Genomic DNA, 14,979 nt, shown 5'->3' with positions numbered 1-14,979 from the left:
CGTCCGGCGGCTCATGGACAGCAGGTTGACGACGACCTCGAAGCGCTCGGCAGGGACCTCCGCCGGCAGCTCCCGCCCCGAGTGCTCGAGGTAGTCGGTGGCGGTGACGTCGACGCACATCTCGTAGCCCTCGTCCTTGAGGCTCGAGACCAGCTGCTCGTACGCGGCGGGGAGGCAGTGCACGACCTGCTGTCCACGGCTCCACGTGACCGGGCAGCCGTGGAGCAGCTCGGGCTCGGGGACGGGCGCCTGCTCGGTCGCCGCCACCTCCTCGGTCGCGTCGCTCACCGGGCGCCGGCCGGGACCTGGAGGTGGACCCCGGCGCCCGCTCCGGAGCCCTCGCGCCGGCGGGTGATCTCCCCGGTGCGGATCTGCTCGTGCAGGGTCAGGATGGCGTGCAGCAGCGTGTCGGGGCTCGGAGGGCATCCAGGCGCGTAGACGTCGACCGGCACCACCTGGTCGATGCCCTGGACGAGGGCGTAGTTGTTGAACATGCCCCCGCTCGACGCGCAGACGCCCATGGAGATGACCCACTTGGGCTCCATCATCTGGTCGTAGACCTGACGCAGCACCGGCGCCATCTTCTGCGACACGCGCCCGGCCACGATCATCAGGTCGGCCTGGCGCGGCGAGGCGCGGAACACCTCCATGCCGAAGCGGCTGATGTCGAAGTTGGCGGCGCCCGTGGCCATCATCTCCATGGCGCAGCAGGCCAGGCCGAAGGTGGCGGGCCACACGCTGTTCTTGCGCGCCCACTTCACCAGGTTCTCGAGGTTGCCGGTGATGAAGCCGTGGTTGAGGTCTTCGAGGCCCATCGGCCCTCCTAGGCCGCCGGGCGGCTGATGCGCCGCACCGTCGACTCGGTCGTGCGCCCGGAGGACAGCCGCTTGGCGGGGCCCCAGTCGAGCGCACCGTTGCTGATGAGGTAGACGAACGACACGAACACCGCCACCGCGAACACCACCATCTCGATCAAGCCGAACAGCCGCAACTCGTCGGCGATCACCGCCCACGGGTAGAGGAAGATGATCTCGATGTCGAAGATGATGAAGATCATCGCCACCAGGTAGAAGCGCACCGGGAAGCGCTCGGCCGGCTCTCGGGTGGGCACGATGCCGCACTCGTAGGGCGCTTCTTTGGCCGCGGTGGGCTTGCGGGGGGCGAACAGGCCGGAGGCGAAGAACGACAAGCCCGCGAACAGCGTGGCCAGGACCAGCATGCAGAAGATGGGGAGATAGTCGCTCACCGCCGGTCCCTCCTCTTCGTTCCTAGGCCGCTGCCGCCGTGGCGGCCCGCTGGCGCATGATCTCCTTGTCGCGCTGGTGCAGTGCGTAGCAGGTCACGAAGAAGATGGTGCCGGTGGCCAAGGCCATGATGAACGGCGGCACCCGCACGCTGCCGAGGTCGCGCAGCATGACGACGGTGACCGCGGGCTTCGACAGATCAGCGACCGGCTTCGTGTTCTTCGGTGTGGGCTTCACCGACGGCTGCACGGTGACCACCGCGTAGTGGGGCGAGTGGCGGAAGTAGAACTTGTGCTTGCCGATGGTGAACAGCTCGTTGTCGCCGCCCACCCGGTAGGCCGTCTGGAAGACGTAGTCGGTCGTCGTCTTGAAGGGCGGCGGGAACTCCGGCTCTTCCGGCTTCGAGTGGGTGCCGTGGGCGCTGTGGGGGATGATCTCGCTGGGCGCCAGCGCCTGGTCGGTGGCGGCCTGCACGTCGGCCAGGCCCGCATCGCCGGTGTTGAGCTGTGTCCACCCGTTGGGGAAGCCCGCCATCTTCTCGATGGTCGACTGGCTCACGTTCCCGGTGATGATCTCCTGGGTGACCCACGTGTTGGGCCGGCCCTTGAGGCCGATGCCGAACACCATCCAGATGATCGACATGAGGAACATCCACCCGGTGAGGCCGGCCACCGCCAGCAGGAACCCGAGGCGGGCGCCCACGTTGGTGGCCAGCAGCAGGTAGACGCTGCCGCACAGGATGGCGACCGAGGTCAGGACGATGAGGCCACCGCGGATGTGGGGATCCCATTGGAGGGCGGCCAACAGCATGTGTTGCATCACAAGCTCCGCTCGTACTCGACGATGGCGTCGATCTGCTCGTCGGTGAGCATGCGCCCGAACCCGGGCATGCCGCCCGCCTCGTTGCCGCCCACACCGCGTGTGCCGTAGGGCTTGGCGTACTGCGAGCCCGTCTTGATGAACTCGACGTGCGACTCGACATCGGGGAACTGGTTGAGGGTCGACCCGTTGGTGAGGCTGGGGCCGAAGGCGCCGGCCCCGCGCTCGCCGGGCTCACCGTAGGAGAAGCCCTTGGTGTGGCAGCGAGCGCAGTAGGCCTCGAACAGCTTGGCCCCGTCGAGGCCGTACTTCTTCATGGCGTCGGCCTTGACTTGCTCCTCCGGAAGCTGGATGTCGTGGAGGTAGGCGATGAGGTCGTCGATCTGCTGGTCGTTCATGGGGCCGCCGCCGAGCACGCCCCACGGGGGCATGGGGGTGTTGGGCCGGCCGTAGACGAGCACCGAACGAAGCTGGTCGTCGCTGTAGCGCAGGGTCACGGTGTTGAGCTCGGGCGCAGCCCACTTGACCTGCCGGGGCGGCTTGGTCGGGTCGCTGGGATCGGCCAGGGAGTACTCGGTCACGCCCCCTTCGCCCTTGGTGCCGTGGCACCGGCCGCAGCCGAAGTGGCCCACGTTGCCCGCCGGGATCGGAGACTCGGCAGGCTGGAAGAGGATCTCGCCGCGGCCGACGGCTCGCTTGTCGAAGCCTCGATCGGCACCGGCCTGCCTGCTCGGCTCGCGCAGCCAGTAGGCGGGCAGGCCGAGGGCGGAGATACCGAGCAGGACCAGCGCCCACTTGAGCGACTTGTCGAGCCTGGTCGACTCCAGGACGTCGTCGTCGAAATACGGCTTGCGGTTCGGCGCCAGCTCGATCTCGCTCCCGACGGGTGCCGACTCCGGCCGCCGCAAGTGCATGGCGACGTACAGGAGCCAGCCCACCACGAGGAGGGAGGCGACGAGGATGCCGAGCTTCTGCTGCGTGTTCACGGCAGCAAGGACGGGAGCTATGCGCACTGCGGACCTTCTGCTTCCTGGCCGGTGGTATCGACGCCGATCTTGGGGCCCTGGATGACCTGGGCGGTGTCGACGACGACTTGGCCGCCGTCGACACTCACGCCGAAGCGGTCGAGGCCGCGGGGCGCAGGGCCCCCCGTCTTCTCGCCGACGCGGTTGTACTTGGAGCCGTGGCACGGGCACTCGAACCACTGCGAGCTCTGGCACCACGGCACGCGGCAGCCCAGGTGCACGCACTTCTGGTAGAGCGCCGCCACCCCTTGCTCCATGCCTTCGAGCACGGCGCCGGTGTAGGCCTTGCGAGCCTCGTCGAGCGCCTCCTGCGGATAGGGGACGATGTAGCTGCGGGCCTCGGCCACGTAGAACGGCTCACGGGTGGAGGCGATCTGGCCCAGGATCTCGTCGAGCTTGCCGACGCGGATCTTGGAGCCGAAGCCGCCCGACAGGCTCGGCCACAAGAAGCCCAATGTGGAGGCGCCGAAGCCGCCGAGGCCCAGGCCGAACATGGCCACGATGCCTCGGTTGAAGAACTGCCGGCGGGTGACGCCGAGCGCCTCGTCGTCGAGCGGGGTTCGAGGTGCGGGCGGGGCGGGCGTGGCGGGAACGGCGACAGCAGTGCCGCCGCCGCGGTGGGCGAGCACGGCAGCGCGCTCGACGTCGCGGCCGCTCGTGGTCTCGCCTTCCATGTCCTCGATCACGTCGAGGCTGCGGTCCTTGCCGCTGGCCTCGCGCATGCCGCGCATGGCGAGCGCCCGGTCGCGGCGGGCCGCGGTGGTGGCCACGAACAAGATGGCCAGCGCGACGACTGCGACGATGGCGATGACGACGGGGGTGCTCATGGCGTCCCGCTCCTCACAGGTCGAAGATCTCGTGGACGCCTTGGCGCCACGGCATGATGAAGTTGAAGCCCTCGCCTCGGAAGAACGACCCGATGATGACGAGGACGGCCCAGAACATCAGGAAGATCGTCATCAAGGCGATGGAGAACTTCCGGTCCTCGGGCTTGTTCGACGGGTTCTTGTCGATGTAGCCCGCGGCGCCCATGACGATGAGGCCGATGCCAGGGATGGTCACGCCCGCCACCATCGGGTGGAACATCGTGAGCAGTTCCTGGAGGCCCAGGAAGTACCACGGCGCCTTCGACGGGTTGGGGGTGAGGTTGGGGTTCGCCATGCCCAGCAGCGGGGCGTTGACGAACGTGGAGAAGACGAGCAGGAACGCCGTCATGGCCAGCGAGGCCACGAACTCCACGACCAGCAGATGCGGCCAGGTGTGGACCTTGTCGGTCGGCGTGGCCTTGACGTCTTGGATGGAGCCCGCCTTGACGACGGTGAGCAGGCGCTGCGTGTGGCCTGCCGGGCCCTGGATGCCGGGCGCGGGAGCCGCAGCAGCACCGCCTGCGCCGGCCCGAGCCGCCGGTGCGGGCGCCGTGGCCGTGGCCGTGCCGCCGCCTCCGCCACCACCCTCGCCGCCGCCGCCTGCCGCCTTCTGGCGGGCAGCCTGGCTGCGGGCCAGGAGGTGCGCGGGGATCTTGCCCGACGGGTCGCTGGGGGCACCGGCGGGCTGCTGGTCGGCGGGAGCGCCGCCGCCCGTGCCCTCGGCCGCGGTCGCCTGGACGGCATCGGCGGCGTCAGCCGTATGGCCCTCCATCTGGGCCGCGACGGCATCGCCCTCGCCCGCGGGCGGAGTGGCGCCTGCCTTCTTGGCCTCGAGCGCGGCCTTGCGTTCTGCCGCTCGCTTGAGGAGGTGTTCGGGGACTTCAGCCATTACGCACGTCCTCCTTACAGCGGCCCGGAGATGCCGCCGTCCTTACGGACCCGCCAGAAGTGGATGGCCATGAAGATGACGATGACGAACGGGAACAAGAGCACATGGAGCACGTACCAGCGGAGCAAGGTGTCGGTGCCGATCTCGACGCCGCCGAGCAGCACGAAGCGCACCTGCTGCCCGAACACCGGGGTGTAGCCCATCATGTTGGTGCCGACGGTGACGGCCCACAGCGCCAGCTGGTCCCACGGCAGCAGGTAGCCGGTGAACGACAGCAGCAGGGTCAATGTCAGCAGGATCACGCCGATGACCCAGTTGAACTCCCGGGGCGGCTTGTAGGCCCCGTGGTAGAAGACGCGGGCCATGTGGAGGAACACCGAGATGACCATCAGGTGGGCAGCCCATCGGTGCATGTTGCGCACCAGGAGCCCGAAGGTCACCGAGGTCTGCAGGGTGGCGATGTCGTTCCACGCCTGCTCGGCGGTGGGCCGGTAGAAGAACATCAAGAAGATGCCGGTGACCGTCAGCAGGATGAAGAGGAAGAAGCTGAGGCCGCCGAGGCAGAGGGTGTAGCTGACCTTGACCGCGTGGCGCTTCACCTTCACCGGGTGCAGGTGGTACAGCACCGAGTTCATGATCACGTACGAGCGGTTACGAGGGCTGTCGGTGTAGCCCTTCCGGAAGATGGAGCCCGGACGGAAGATGGAGGTCCACATCTGGGACCCCTTCGTGCGTTCCATCATGTCGGCCGGCTTGGGAAGCCGGTCCTTGAGGGCGAATCGTCTGGCCACCGAATCGATCTCCTTAGAACCGCATGCCGTAGGAGTAGCCGTGCTTGTTGTCGCGCTGGTGCTGGTCGCCGTCGCGCGCAGCCACGCCCGCCTTGCCCATGATGATCACGCCGGTCGGGCACCGGTCGACGCACAGGCCGCACCGGGTGCAGACGTCTTCGTCGACGACGAAGACCACGTGGTCGTCGGGGTCGACACCGGGCTGCTCGGTGTTGACCGCCTCGGCGATCGTGCGTGCATCGAGCATGTGGATGCACTTCCACGGGCAGATGTCGACGCAGCCCTCGCACATGATGCACTCGGACTGGTCGATGTGGAGGAACTGCTTGGGCTTGACCGACTTCGAGAGGTCCTCGGGTTCGACCTCGGTCAGCACATAGTCGCCAGGGAACGAAGGAAGCGGCGGGTTGGCGTCTGTGCGAGCCATGCGCGCTATGCCTTCCGGACCAGTGGCCGGCCGTAGGCGGAAGTCTCGATCTCAGCGGTCTTGGGCTTGTCGCTGCGCTTCTGCCAGCGCAGCCACATGGCGAAGTTGAGGACGAGGCCGACGATGTAGATGGCCGAGGCGATGATGTCGCGGATCACCTGGGCCGAGATCATGACGCGGCCGCGGCCGCCGAAGGCGATGCCCTCTTCGAACAGGCGGCCGAAGGGGGTGGGGATGCCGAAGGAGTCGGAGCGCCAGCCCAGCTCGTTGTCGGCCCACAGGAGCCAGCGGTCGGGCAGGACGCCGTAGAGCATGAACAGCAGGCCGAACATCCAGGTGGCGGCCACGAAGGCTTCGCCCCAGGTCAGCGGGGTGCCGGGCTTCCGGGTCTTGCCCACGCGGAGCACGACGAGGGTCATGAGAACGGTGATGATCAGCGATGCAAAGAAGGCGACCACTCGACCGGCTCTCCTACCTCTCCAAAACGTGCTCGTGAATTCGCTCACATTCTATCCGGCGGGGCGGGGGGTGAGCACCGCCGGGGTGAGCAGGCGTTGGTCTAGCACGCTGCCTTCGCGGAGTTCACATCGGCGGAGGGCCAGGCGCCGCACCAGCTTTCGCCAGCCGGAACCGGTGGCGCGTAGAGTCCGCGGCATGACCGAAGTCCCCGAGCACCTGCTCCGCCGGGCCCGGGAGCGCCGGGCGGCGCTGACAGGCGGCGCGGCCTCCGAGGGGGGCGCCTCCGAGGCACCCGCCGAGACCAGCGCCACCCCCGCCCCGGCCGCAGCCGTCGAGGCCGCGCCCGCTCCTGCGGCGGCCGCCACCCCGGCCGTCCCCGAGGCGCCGGCGGCCCCGTCGGAGACCTACGTGCGCGACCAGGCCGTGCAGCGCACCAAGGTGCCCATGTGGGCGGCGCCGGTGCTGCTCATCCTCCCGTTCTGGGCGATCCTTTACGCGGGGGCCTTCGGCAACCGTGAGGCGACCCACGAGCTCGACCCCATCGAGCTCGGCTCGCAGATCTACCGGTCGGCCGGGTGCTCGGCATGCCATGGCGGCGCGGGCGAGGGCGGGGCCGGCCCGGCGCTGGCGGACGAGGAGGTCGAGAAGACCTTCCCCGACCAGGAAGCGCACATCGACTGGGTGAAGAGCGGCTCCATCGGCACGCCTGGGGCACCGCTGCCGTACGGCGACGCCGGCCGCGAGGGCGGCCAGCGCATGTCGAGGGGCGGCATGCCTGCCTTCGCCGGGCAGCTCTCCGAGGCCGAGATCGAGGCCGTCGTGTTGTACGAGCGGGAGCGACTCTAAGGACGTGGCAAAACACGACGTCCTGGTGGTGGGCGGCGGCCCCTCGGGAGCGTCGTGTGCGTACTGGCTGGCCGAGGCCGGCCACGACGTGCTGCTGCTGGAGAAGAAGCGCTACCCGCGTGAGAAGACCTGCGGCGACGGGCTGACCCCCCGGTCGGTCAAGCAGCTGGAGGACATGGGCCTCGGCGAGAAGCTGGCCGAGCACCACCGCTTCGACGGGCTGCGCTCCATCGCCTTCGGGCGCACGTTGGAGTTGCAGTGGCCCTCGCACCCCGATTTCCCGTCGTACGGCTACGTGGTGACCCGCAAGGACCTCGACCACTTGGTGGCCGAGCGGGCGGTCAAGGCGGGCGCCGTGTTGTGGGACGCCTCCGAGGCGGTCTCGCCGGTGACGGAAGGCGGGCTGCTGCGGGGCGCCATGGTCAAGCGCAAGGACACCGGCGCGGTCGAGGAGGTGCGGGCCCGCTACGTGGTGGTGGCCGACGGCGCCAACTCGCGGTTCGGGCGGGCGCTGGGCACGTCGCGCAACCGCAACTACCCGCTGGGCATGGCCATCCGCGGCTACTACGAATCGCCCCGGCACGACGAGCCGTGGATCGAGTCGCACCTCGACATCCGCGACAAGGCGGGCAACGTGCTGCCTGGTTACGGCTGGATCTTCCCGGTGGGCGACGGGCGCATCAACGTGGGCGTGGGGCTGCTGTCGACGTTCAACCAGTGGAAGGCCGTCAACACCTCCCACCTGATGGAGTCGTTCGCCGCCTACGCGCCGGAGTCGTGGGGCATCCGCCCCGAGACGTCGTGCGGGCCGCCCACCGGCGGTCGGCTGCCGATGGCGCTGTCGGTCGGGCCGCACGCCGGGCCGACGTACCTGGTGACGGGCGACGCGGGCGGGGCCATCAACCCGTTCAACGGCGAAGGCATCGCCTATGCGTACGAGACGGGCCGCATGGCTGCGGCATGCCTCGACGAAGCGCTGGCCACGGGCAACGGCTTGGCGCTGCAGCAGTACGAGCAGCGGCTGCAGGATGAGTACGGCCTCTACTACAAGGTGGCCCGGGCCTTCGTGCGCATCATCGGGCGGCCCGAGCTGATGCGCCTGCTGGTGTCGACGGGCATGCACTCGCGCACGCTGATGGAATGGGTGCTGCGCATCATGGCCAACCTGCTCCGCCCCGAGGAGCTAGGCGCAGCCGAGGCGGCCTACAAGGCCGTCGCCGCCATCGCCCGCCTCGCCCCCTCCCGCTGACTCCCTCGAAGTTGCGTAGGAAACGCGCCGTTTTCCGGCGCGTTTCCCCCGCAACTTCCGGTCAGTAGCCGAAGAGAAGGAGCCCTTCGAAGGGGAGCTGCAACCGCCCGCTCGCATAGATCGCGTCGATCTGGGCCTTGGCGTCGAAGTAACTGGCGACCATGATGCGCCTTCCGCCGCTCATGTGGTGATACGCCTGCATGACGCCAAGGGCGAGATAGTCGGCCCCCACGATGAGCGACGTCCGGATCAGGTCGCGGTACACCGCGTTCCCCCGCGCCCCCCGGCCGGCTTCAACCTCGACCACGACACCGAGCTCGTCGTGGACGGCATCGACCTCGTAGGCAACGCGCTCGATCCCCTGCTCGCCGAAAAGCACCGGCCGACGGATGCGATCCGCCTTCTTCTTCCCAGCCTCGACCGTGAAGCCGAGCGTGACCAAACCGTCGCGCAGCGCGGCGAGCACCGAGTCGCTCGACAGGTCGGGGACAGAACGGGAGTCGATCGACGGTTGGGCGTCGCGAACCACCGCCACGAATTCGTGCACCCACGCCGGCGGGGCTTGGTGGCTCGGGTAGTAGCACCAGGTGGGATAGGCGTTCACGGGATCGACCGTAGGCCGACAGCCCACCTCCTGCCCGGAGCCCGTCAGTTGCCACTTGTGCGCGGTCGGACGCGCACAACTGGCACTTGGCCGAGGTGTGACGGACGACCAGTTGTCCCGCGCCTGACGGTGGCGTATGGGTTAACACTGTTAAGCGAACTGGGAGGGACGCGGTGTTGGAACGCATGGCAGGTGTCGTTGTCCGCCGACGGGTGCTCGTGCTCGTCGCCACCGTCTTCGCCTTGGTCTTCTCCGGCGCCGTGGGCGGCGGGGTGGCCGAGCACCTGAGCGCTGGCGGATTCGACGACCCGGCGTCGGAGTCGTTCAAGGCCGACGAGCTCCTGCTCCAGCGTTTCCAGGGCGGCCAGCCCAACCTGGTGCTGCTGGTCACCGCCAACAACGGCACCGTCGACACCAACGAGTTGCGCCAACAGGGCATGGCGCTCACGCAACGGCTGGAGGCCGAGCAGCACGTCATCGGCGCCGTGTCGTACTGGTCTCTCGGCGGCGCTCCGCCCCTGAAGAGCGCGGACGGCAAGCAGGCGCTCGTGCTCGCCCGCATCGAGGGAACCCAGGACCAGGTCAACGACCGCATCGAAGTCATCGCGCCCAAGTTCAAGGCCGACACCCCGGCCATGAGAGTGGGCATCGGCGGCTTCGCCGAGGTCTTCCGCGAGGTGGGCGAGACCATCCGCCACGATCTGGAGCGGGCCGAGAAGATTGCCCTGCCCATCACCTTGTTCCTGCTCATCCTGGTGTTCGGCAGCGTGGTGGCCGCGGCCCTGCCGCTGGCGGTCGGCATCCTCGCCATCATCGGCACCTTCCTGGTGCTGCGCACGGTGACGACGTTCACCGAGGTCTCGATCTTCTCGCTCAACCTGACGACCGCCATGGGCATGGGCCTGGCCATCGACTACGCCCTGTTCGTCGTCTCCCGCTACCGGGAGGAACTGCGCAACGGGCTCGAGCCCCACGCCGCGGTCATCCGCACGACGGGCACCGCAGGCCGCACCGTGGTGTTCAGCGCCGTCACCGTGGCCGCCTCGCTCTCCGCGCTGCTGGTCTTCCCGCTCGCCTTCCTGCGCTCGTTCGCCTACGCGGGCATCGCCGTGGTGGCCCTCGCCGCGGTCGGCGCCGTGGTGGTGCTGCCCGCGCTGCTCGCCGTCCTCGGCCACCGTGTCGACAGCCTGCAACTGTTCAAGCGGCACCCCAAGGAAGTGGGCGAAGGCTTCTGGCACCGCGCCGCCGTCGTGGTCATGCGCCGGCCCCTCCCCGTGGCCACCATCGTCGTGTTCTTGTTGCTGTTGCTGGGCGCGCCGTTCCTCGGCGTCAGCTTCGGCCTGCCCGACGACCGGGTGCTCAACAAGGAAGCCACCAGCCGTACCGTGCACGACGACATCCGCCGCAACTTCGACTCCGACGAAGCGGGCGCCCTCTCGGTCATCGCCACCGGCATCGGCAACCCCGTCAGCCGCAGCGTCGACATCGAGCGTTACGCCACCGAGCTGTCGACCAAGCCCGGCGTGTCGAGGGTCGACGCCCTCACCGGCACCTATGTGCAGGGCCAGCGCGTGCTGCCGCCCACACCGGCGTCGGCGCGGTTCCGCAGCGACGACGCCACCTTCGTGTCGGTGGTCCCCGCGGTAGAGCCCATGTCGGAGGCAGGCGAGCATCTGGTGCGCGACGTGCGCGGCACGCGGGCGCCGTTCGACGTACAGGTGACGGGCATGTCGGCGCAGTTGGTCGACTCCAAGGCGTCGCTGTTCTCTCGGCTACCACTGGCCGCCTTGATCATCGCCTTGGTCACGTTCATCGTGCTGTTCCTCGCCTTCGGCAGCCTGCTGGTGCCGGCCAAGGCCGTGGTGCTGAACCTGCTGTCGCTCACCGCCACCTTCGGCGCCATGGTGTGGATCTTCCAAGACGGCAACCTGTCGGGCTTCCTCGACTTCGACGCCACCGGCATGCTCGACACCACCACGCCGATCCTCATGTTCTGCATCGCCTTCGGGTTGTCGATGGACTACGAGGTGTTCCTCCTGTCGCGCATCAAGGAGGAGTACGACCGCACGGGCGACAACGTGACGTCGGTGGCCGTCGGCCTCGAACGCACCGGTCGCATCGTCACCGCCGCCGCGCTGCTGCTGGCCGTGGTGTTCGTGGCCACGGCGACGTCGAACGTGACGTTCATCAAGCTGTTCGGCATCGGCCTGACGATGGCCGTCATCATGGACGCCACCTTGATCCGAGCGGCGTTGGTGCCTGCGTTCATGCGGCTGGCAGGCCGGGCCAACTGGTGGGCACCCGCGCCGCTGCGCCGCTTTCACGACCGGTGGGGCGTGCGGGAGTCCGACGGCGGCCCGGCCCAGGAGCTCCGGGTGCCGGAGGTCGTGGGATAGCCGTCCGCCGCCAACGGGCCCGTCGTGGAGAGGGCGACCGCCTCCGGGAGGAAATCCTGGAGGCGGCGTCGCGCCTGCTGTTCGAGACGGCCGACGCCGACGCCGTGTCGGTGCGAGCGGTGGCCGACGCCGTGGGCGTGAGCCCGCCGTCGATCTACCTCCACTTCGCCGACAAGGACCAGTTGATGCTGGCCGTGTGCGAGGCCCAGTTCCACGTCTTCGACGAGTACGTGCAACGAGAGGCGGGCGCCGTCGAGGACCCCGTCGAGCGGCTCATCGCTCGGGGGCATGCGTATGTGCGGTTCGGCATGGAGCACTCGGCCCATTACCGGGTGCTGTTCATGGCCGAAACCACGGCCCAGCCGACCCCGGAGTTCTTGGCCGCATCAGGCTTCGGGCGGCTGCTCGACGACGTGACCGAGTGCGTCGAGTCCGGCCGCTTCCGCCAGGCCGACCCGCTGCTCCTGGCAACCGGGCTGTGGGCGGTGGCCCACGGGGTGACGGCGCTGGCCATCGCCCGCCCGAACTTTCCCTACGTGGGGTCGGAGGAGCTGCTGGCCCACCTCGTCGACGTGCACGTCAACGGATTGGTTCGTAATGCATCGCCCGGTCCTGAGGCACGTCGAAGCCGAACTTCCGGTAGAGCTCGTGGGCGTCGGCCGTGAGCAGCATCCAGCGCAGCCGGGCGAACGGGCCGTTGTCGAACGTAGAGGCCGACGACTCGCTCGGCCGTGTCGACGAGCTCGTCCATTACGTCGCCTGAGCGGCTTGGCCCCAGTAGCGGTCGGTGGAGATGAAGCGATGGACCTCGTAGCCGGGGTTTAGGGCGGAGGGACGGTGGCGATGGCGGCGCGGGCCAGGTCGACGGTGCGCTCAATGTCGGGCCACGTGTGGGCCAGGCTCGGGAACATCGCCTCGTAGGGGCCGGGCGCGAAGGCCACGCCGCGGTCGAGCATGGCGCGGAAGAACCCCGCGTACAGGCCGTTGCCGCAGGCCTGTTGCGCGGTGTCGTAGTTCGTCACCGGGATGTCGCTGAAGAACAGGCCGACGAGGGGGCCGACCACCGGCACCTGCACGGGGAAGCCCGCCTCGGTGAGCACGTCGGCCAGCAGGGGGCCGAGCTCGGCGGCCCGGCCGCTGAGCATCGTGTAGGCGGCGGGCGTGAGCTCGTCGAGCACGGCGAGGCCCGCTGCGGTGGCCAGCGGGTTCCCCGACAGGGTGCCCGCTTGGTAGACGGGGCCGAGGGGTGCGAGCACCTCCATCACGTCGCGGCGCCCGCCGAAGGCGGCCAGGGGCAGGCCGCCGCCGATGACCTTGCCGAACGTCCACAGGTCCGGGCGCACGCCGGTCAGTTCCTGGGCGCCGCCGTAGGCGACGCGAAAGCCGGTGATGACCTCGTCGAAGATCAACAGGGCGCCGGCCTTGTCGCAGGCCGCTCGCAGTCCTTCGAGGAAGCCGGGGGCGGGGGCGACGAGGCCCATGTTGGCGGCGACAGGCTCGACGATCACGGCAGCGATGTCGACGTCGATGTCGGGGACTGTGTTGTAGGGGACGACGATGGTCTGGGCCACCGCGCTCTCGGGCACGCCTGCGCTGTCGGGCAGGCCGAGGGTGGCCACGCCGCTGCCGCCCGCGGCGAGCAGGCCGTCGCTGTGGCCGTGGTAGCAGCCCGCGAACTTGATGATGCGGCTGCGCTTGGTGAACCCGCGGGCCACCCGGATGGCGCTCATGGTCGCCTCGGTACCGGAGCTGACCAGGCGCACGAGCTCGCAGCCGGCGACCCGGTCACGGATGGCCTCGGCCAGCAGCACCTCGCGCTCGGTGGGGGCGCCGAAGGTGGTGCCCTGGGTGGCGGCCTGCTGGATGGCTTCGACCACCTTGGGGTGGGCGTGGCCGAGGATGGAGGCCCCGTACGACTGCACGTAGTCGAGGTACTTGCGACCCTCGACGTCCCACACGTAGGCGCCCTCGGCCCGGGCCACGAAGTAGGGGGTGCCGCCCACCGACTTGAAGGCCCGCACCGGGGAGTTCACGCCGCCGGGGATGACCTCGGCGGCCCGCTTGAACAGCTCGTCGTTACCCATGCAGCGTCTCTGCGACCTCGCGCGTGAAGTAGGTGAGGATGATGTCGGCGCCCGCCCGCTTGACCGCGGTGAGGTGCTCGAGGGCCACGGCCGGGCCGTCGATCCAGCCCCGCTCGGCGGCGGCTTTGACCATGCTGTACTCGCCGCTGACGTGGTAGGCGGCCACCGGCAGGTCGACGGATTGACGGGTGGCGGCAATGACGTCGAGGTAGGCGAGGGCGGGCTTGACCATGACGATGTCGGCGCCTTCGAGCACGTCCTCGTCGACCTCGCGCAGGGCCTCGCGGAAGTTGCGGTAGTCCTGCTGGTAGCCCTTGCGGTCGCCGCCGCCCTGGATGGTGACGTCGACGGCGTCGCGGAAGGGGCCGTAGAGGGCCGAGGCGTACTTGGCGGCGTAGGCCATGATCGCCGTGGACGGGTGGCCCGCGCTGTCGAGGGCGTCGCGGATGACCCGCACCTGGCCGTCCATCATCCCGGAGGGGGCGACGATGTCGGCGCCCGCCTCGGCTTGGGCCACGGCGACCTTGCCGTAGAGGTCGAGGGTGGCGTCGTTGTCGGGCTGGCCGGTGCGGTCGAGCACGCCGCAGTGGCCGTGGTCGGTGTACTCGTCGAGGCAGAGGTCGGCCATGATCGCCAGCCGGTCGCCCACCTCGTCGCGCAGGTCGCGCAGCGCCTGCTGCACGATGCCGTCGGGGTTCCACGCCTCCGAGCCGTTGGCGTCCTTCGTGGCCGGGATGCCGAACACGATGACGCCGGGCACCCCCAGCTCGGCCAGCTCGCGCACCTCTTTGGTGAGCGACTCGCGGGTGTGCTGCACGACGCCGGGCAGCGAGGCGATGGGCTGCGGCTCGTCGATCCCCTCACGGACGAACAGCGGCGCCACCAGGTCGTCGACCGTCAGCCGCGTCTCGGCCACCAGGCGGCGAAGGGCGGGGGTGCGGCGCAGCCGGCGCAGCCTGCGGGCGGGGAAGCTCACGCCCACCAGCCTACGGAGTACGTGTCCGGAGTACATAGCGTCCGGCGTCCGGACGCTATGGACCCGCGGCCGGATAGGTCGCGCGACAGCGTGGCAGCGACTCGGGAACGCGGGCGCGCGGCTAGAGCATCGATGCGAGGACGGCGACGGCCTTGCCGGTCCGGTCGAAGCGGTCGACGGGCCGGCGCCAGTCGCGCATGACGCGCCACCACTTCATCCGTCCGATCGCGTGCTCGACGGGCATGCGGGCGAGGGCGTGCTCGGTGTCGCGTGTTGCGCGGGTGCCGCGACGCGGCTTCATGGC

The 14,979-nt window shown here is 69.4% G+C and carries 18 protein-coding genes; 4 read left to right on the top strand and 14 right to left on the bottom strand.

Annotated elements, in window-relative coordinates; translation table 11 throughout:
* The 10 genes from VM938_04100 to VM938_04055 form a co-directional block, all read right to left on the bottom strand.
* On the bottom strand, positions 1-288 hold a 288-nt coding region (locus tag VM938_04100; protein ID HVF74207.1), incomplete at its 3' end, for an NADH-quinone oxidoreductase subunit C.
* Positions 285-815 (bottom strand): NADH-quinone oxidoreductase subunit B family protein, encoded by a 531-nt coding sequence (locus tag VM938_04095; GenBank protein ID HVF74206.1) that lies wholly within the window; start codon positions 813-815, stop codon positions 285-287. The genes VM938_04095 and VM938_04100, both read right to left, overlap by 4 nt.
* A gap of 8 nt (positions 816-823) precedes the next feature.
* Positions 824-1,246, bottom strand: a complete 423-nt coding sequence (ndhC, locus tag VM938_04090; protein HVF74205.1) for an NADH-quinone oxidoreductase subunit A — start codon at positions 1,244-1,246, stop codon at positions 824-826.
* 22 nt (positions 1,247-1,268) lie between these two features.
* On the bottom strand, positions 1,269-2,066 hold the full coding sequence (locus tag VM938_04085) for a hypothetical protein (protein HVF74204.1): 798 nt from the start codon (positions 2,064-2,066) through the stop codon (positions 1,269-1,271).
* The gene (locus tag VM938_04080; GenBank protein ID HVF74203.1) at positions 2,063-3,049 is read right to left on the bottom strand and encodes a c-type cytochrome; all 987 of its coding nucleotides are present in this window, start codon (positions 3,047-3,049) and stop codon (positions 2,063-2,065) included. Before VM938_04080 ends, VM938_04085 begins: the two co-directional genes overlap by 4 nt.
* Positions 3,050-3,066: 17 nt before the next feature.
* Complete coding sequence (locus VM938_04075) at positions 3,067-3,915, bottom strand: Rieske 2Fe-2S domain-containing protein (protein HVF74202.1); 849 nt, start codon at positions 3,913-3,915, stop codon at positions 3,067-3,069.
* Positions 3,916-3,928: 13 nt separating this feature from the next.
* Complete coding sequence (locus VM938_04070) at positions 3,929-4,843, bottom strand: menaquinol-cytochrome c reductase cytochrome b subunit (protein ID HVF74201.1); 915 nt, start codon at positions 4,841-4,843, stop codon at positions 3,929-3,931.
* 14 nt (positions 4,844-4,857) lie between these two features.
* On the bottom strand, positions 4,858-5,634 hold the full coding sequence (gene extP, locus VM938_04065) for a selenite/tellurite reduction operon b-type cytochrome ExtP (protein HVF74200.1): 777 nt from the start codon (positions 5,632-5,634) through the stop codon (positions 4,858-4,860).
* A 13-nt stretch (positions 5,635-5,647) separates the two neighbouring features.
* Positions 5,648-6,061, bottom strand: coding sequence for a 4Fe-4S binding protein (locus VM938_04060; protein ID HVF74199.1), 414 nt, complete (start codon positions 6,059-6,061; stop codon positions 5,648-5,650).
* Between the two features lie 5 nt (positions 6,062-6,066).
* Positions 6,067-6,519 carry a hypothetical protein gene (locus VM938_04055; protein ID HVF74198.1) on the bottom strand — a complete coding sequence of 151 codons (453 nt, stop codon included), beginning with the start codon at positions 6,517-6,519 and terminating at the stop codon, positions 6,067-6,069.
* A 196-nt stretch (positions 6,520-6,715) separates the two neighbouring features.
* Between VM938_04055 and VM938_04050 the strand changes: the two genes are divergently transcribed.
* A complete protein-coding gene (locus tag VM938_04050) occupies positions 6,716-7,366 on the top strand; it encodes a cytochrome c (protein HVF74197.1) in 651 nt (216 codons plus the stop codon).
* 4 nt (positions 7,367-7,370) lie between these two features.
* The gene (locus VM938_04045) at positions 7,371-8,615 is read left to right on the top strand and encodes a geranylgeranyl reductase family protein (GenBank protein HVF74196.1); all 1,245 of its coding nucleotides are present in this window, start codon (positions 7,371-7,373) and stop codon (positions 8,613-8,615) included.
* A 61-nt stretch (positions 8,616-8,676) separates the two neighbouring features.
* Here VM938_04045 and VM938_04040 read toward each other — a convergent pair whose 3' ends face one another.
* On the bottom strand, positions 8,677-9,144 hold the full coding sequence (locus VM938_04040) for a hypothetical protein (GenBank protein HVF74195.1): 468 nt from the start codon (positions 9,142-9,144) through the stop codon (positions 8,677-8,679).
* 248 nt (positions 9,145-9,392) lie between these two features.
* Here VM938_04040 and VM938_04035 point away from each other — a divergent pair, with 248 nt between their 5' ends.
* Positions 9,393-11,615: an MMPL family transporter gene (locus VM938_04035; GenBank protein HVF74194.1), complete on the top strand. Its 2,223-nt coding sequence runs from the start codon at positions 9,393-9,395 to the stop codon at positions 11,613-11,615.
* A complete protein-coding gene (locus VM938_04030; protein HVF74193.1) occupies positions 11,513-12,280 on the top strand; it encodes a TetR/AcrR family transcriptional regulator in 768 nt (255 codons plus the stop codon). The genes VM938_04035 and VM938_04030 overlap by 103 nt, the downstream gene beginning before the upstream one ends.
* Positions 12,281-12,436: 156 nt before the next feature.
* On the opposite strand, the gene hemL is transcribed toward VM938_04030, so the two are convergent.
* The 3 genes from hemL to VM938_04015 all read right to left on the bottom strand — a co-directional run.
* Positions 12,437-13,699 carry a glutamate-1-semialdehyde 2,1-aminomutase gene (gene hemL / locus VM938_04025; protein HVF74192.1) on the bottom strand — a complete coding sequence of 421 codons (1,263 nt, stop codon included), beginning with the start codon at positions 13,697-13,699 and terminating at the stop codon, positions 12,437-12,439.
* The gene (gene hemB / locus VM938_04020) at positions 13,692-14,675 is read right to left on the bottom strand and encodes a porphobilinogen synthase (GenBank protein ID HVF74191.1); all 984 of its coding nucleotides are present in this window, start codon (positions 14,673-14,675) and stop codon (positions 13,692-13,694) included. Before hemB ends, hemL begins: the two co-directional genes overlap by 8 nt.
* A 121-nt stretch (positions 14,676-14,796) precedes the next feature.
* Positions 14,797-14,979: hypothetical protein (locus VM938_04015; GenBank protein ID HVF74190.1), on the bottom strand; the 183-nt coding region annotated here is incomplete at its 5' end.

This window comes from Acidimicrobiales bacterium, from assembly GCA_035536915.1.
In the GTDB taxonomy this organism is placed as follows: domain Bacteria; phylum Actinomycetota; class Acidimicrobiia; order Acidimicrobiales; family JAHWLA01; genus JAHWLA01.
This window is presented reverse-complemented; position numbering and strand designations above follow the sequence as displayed.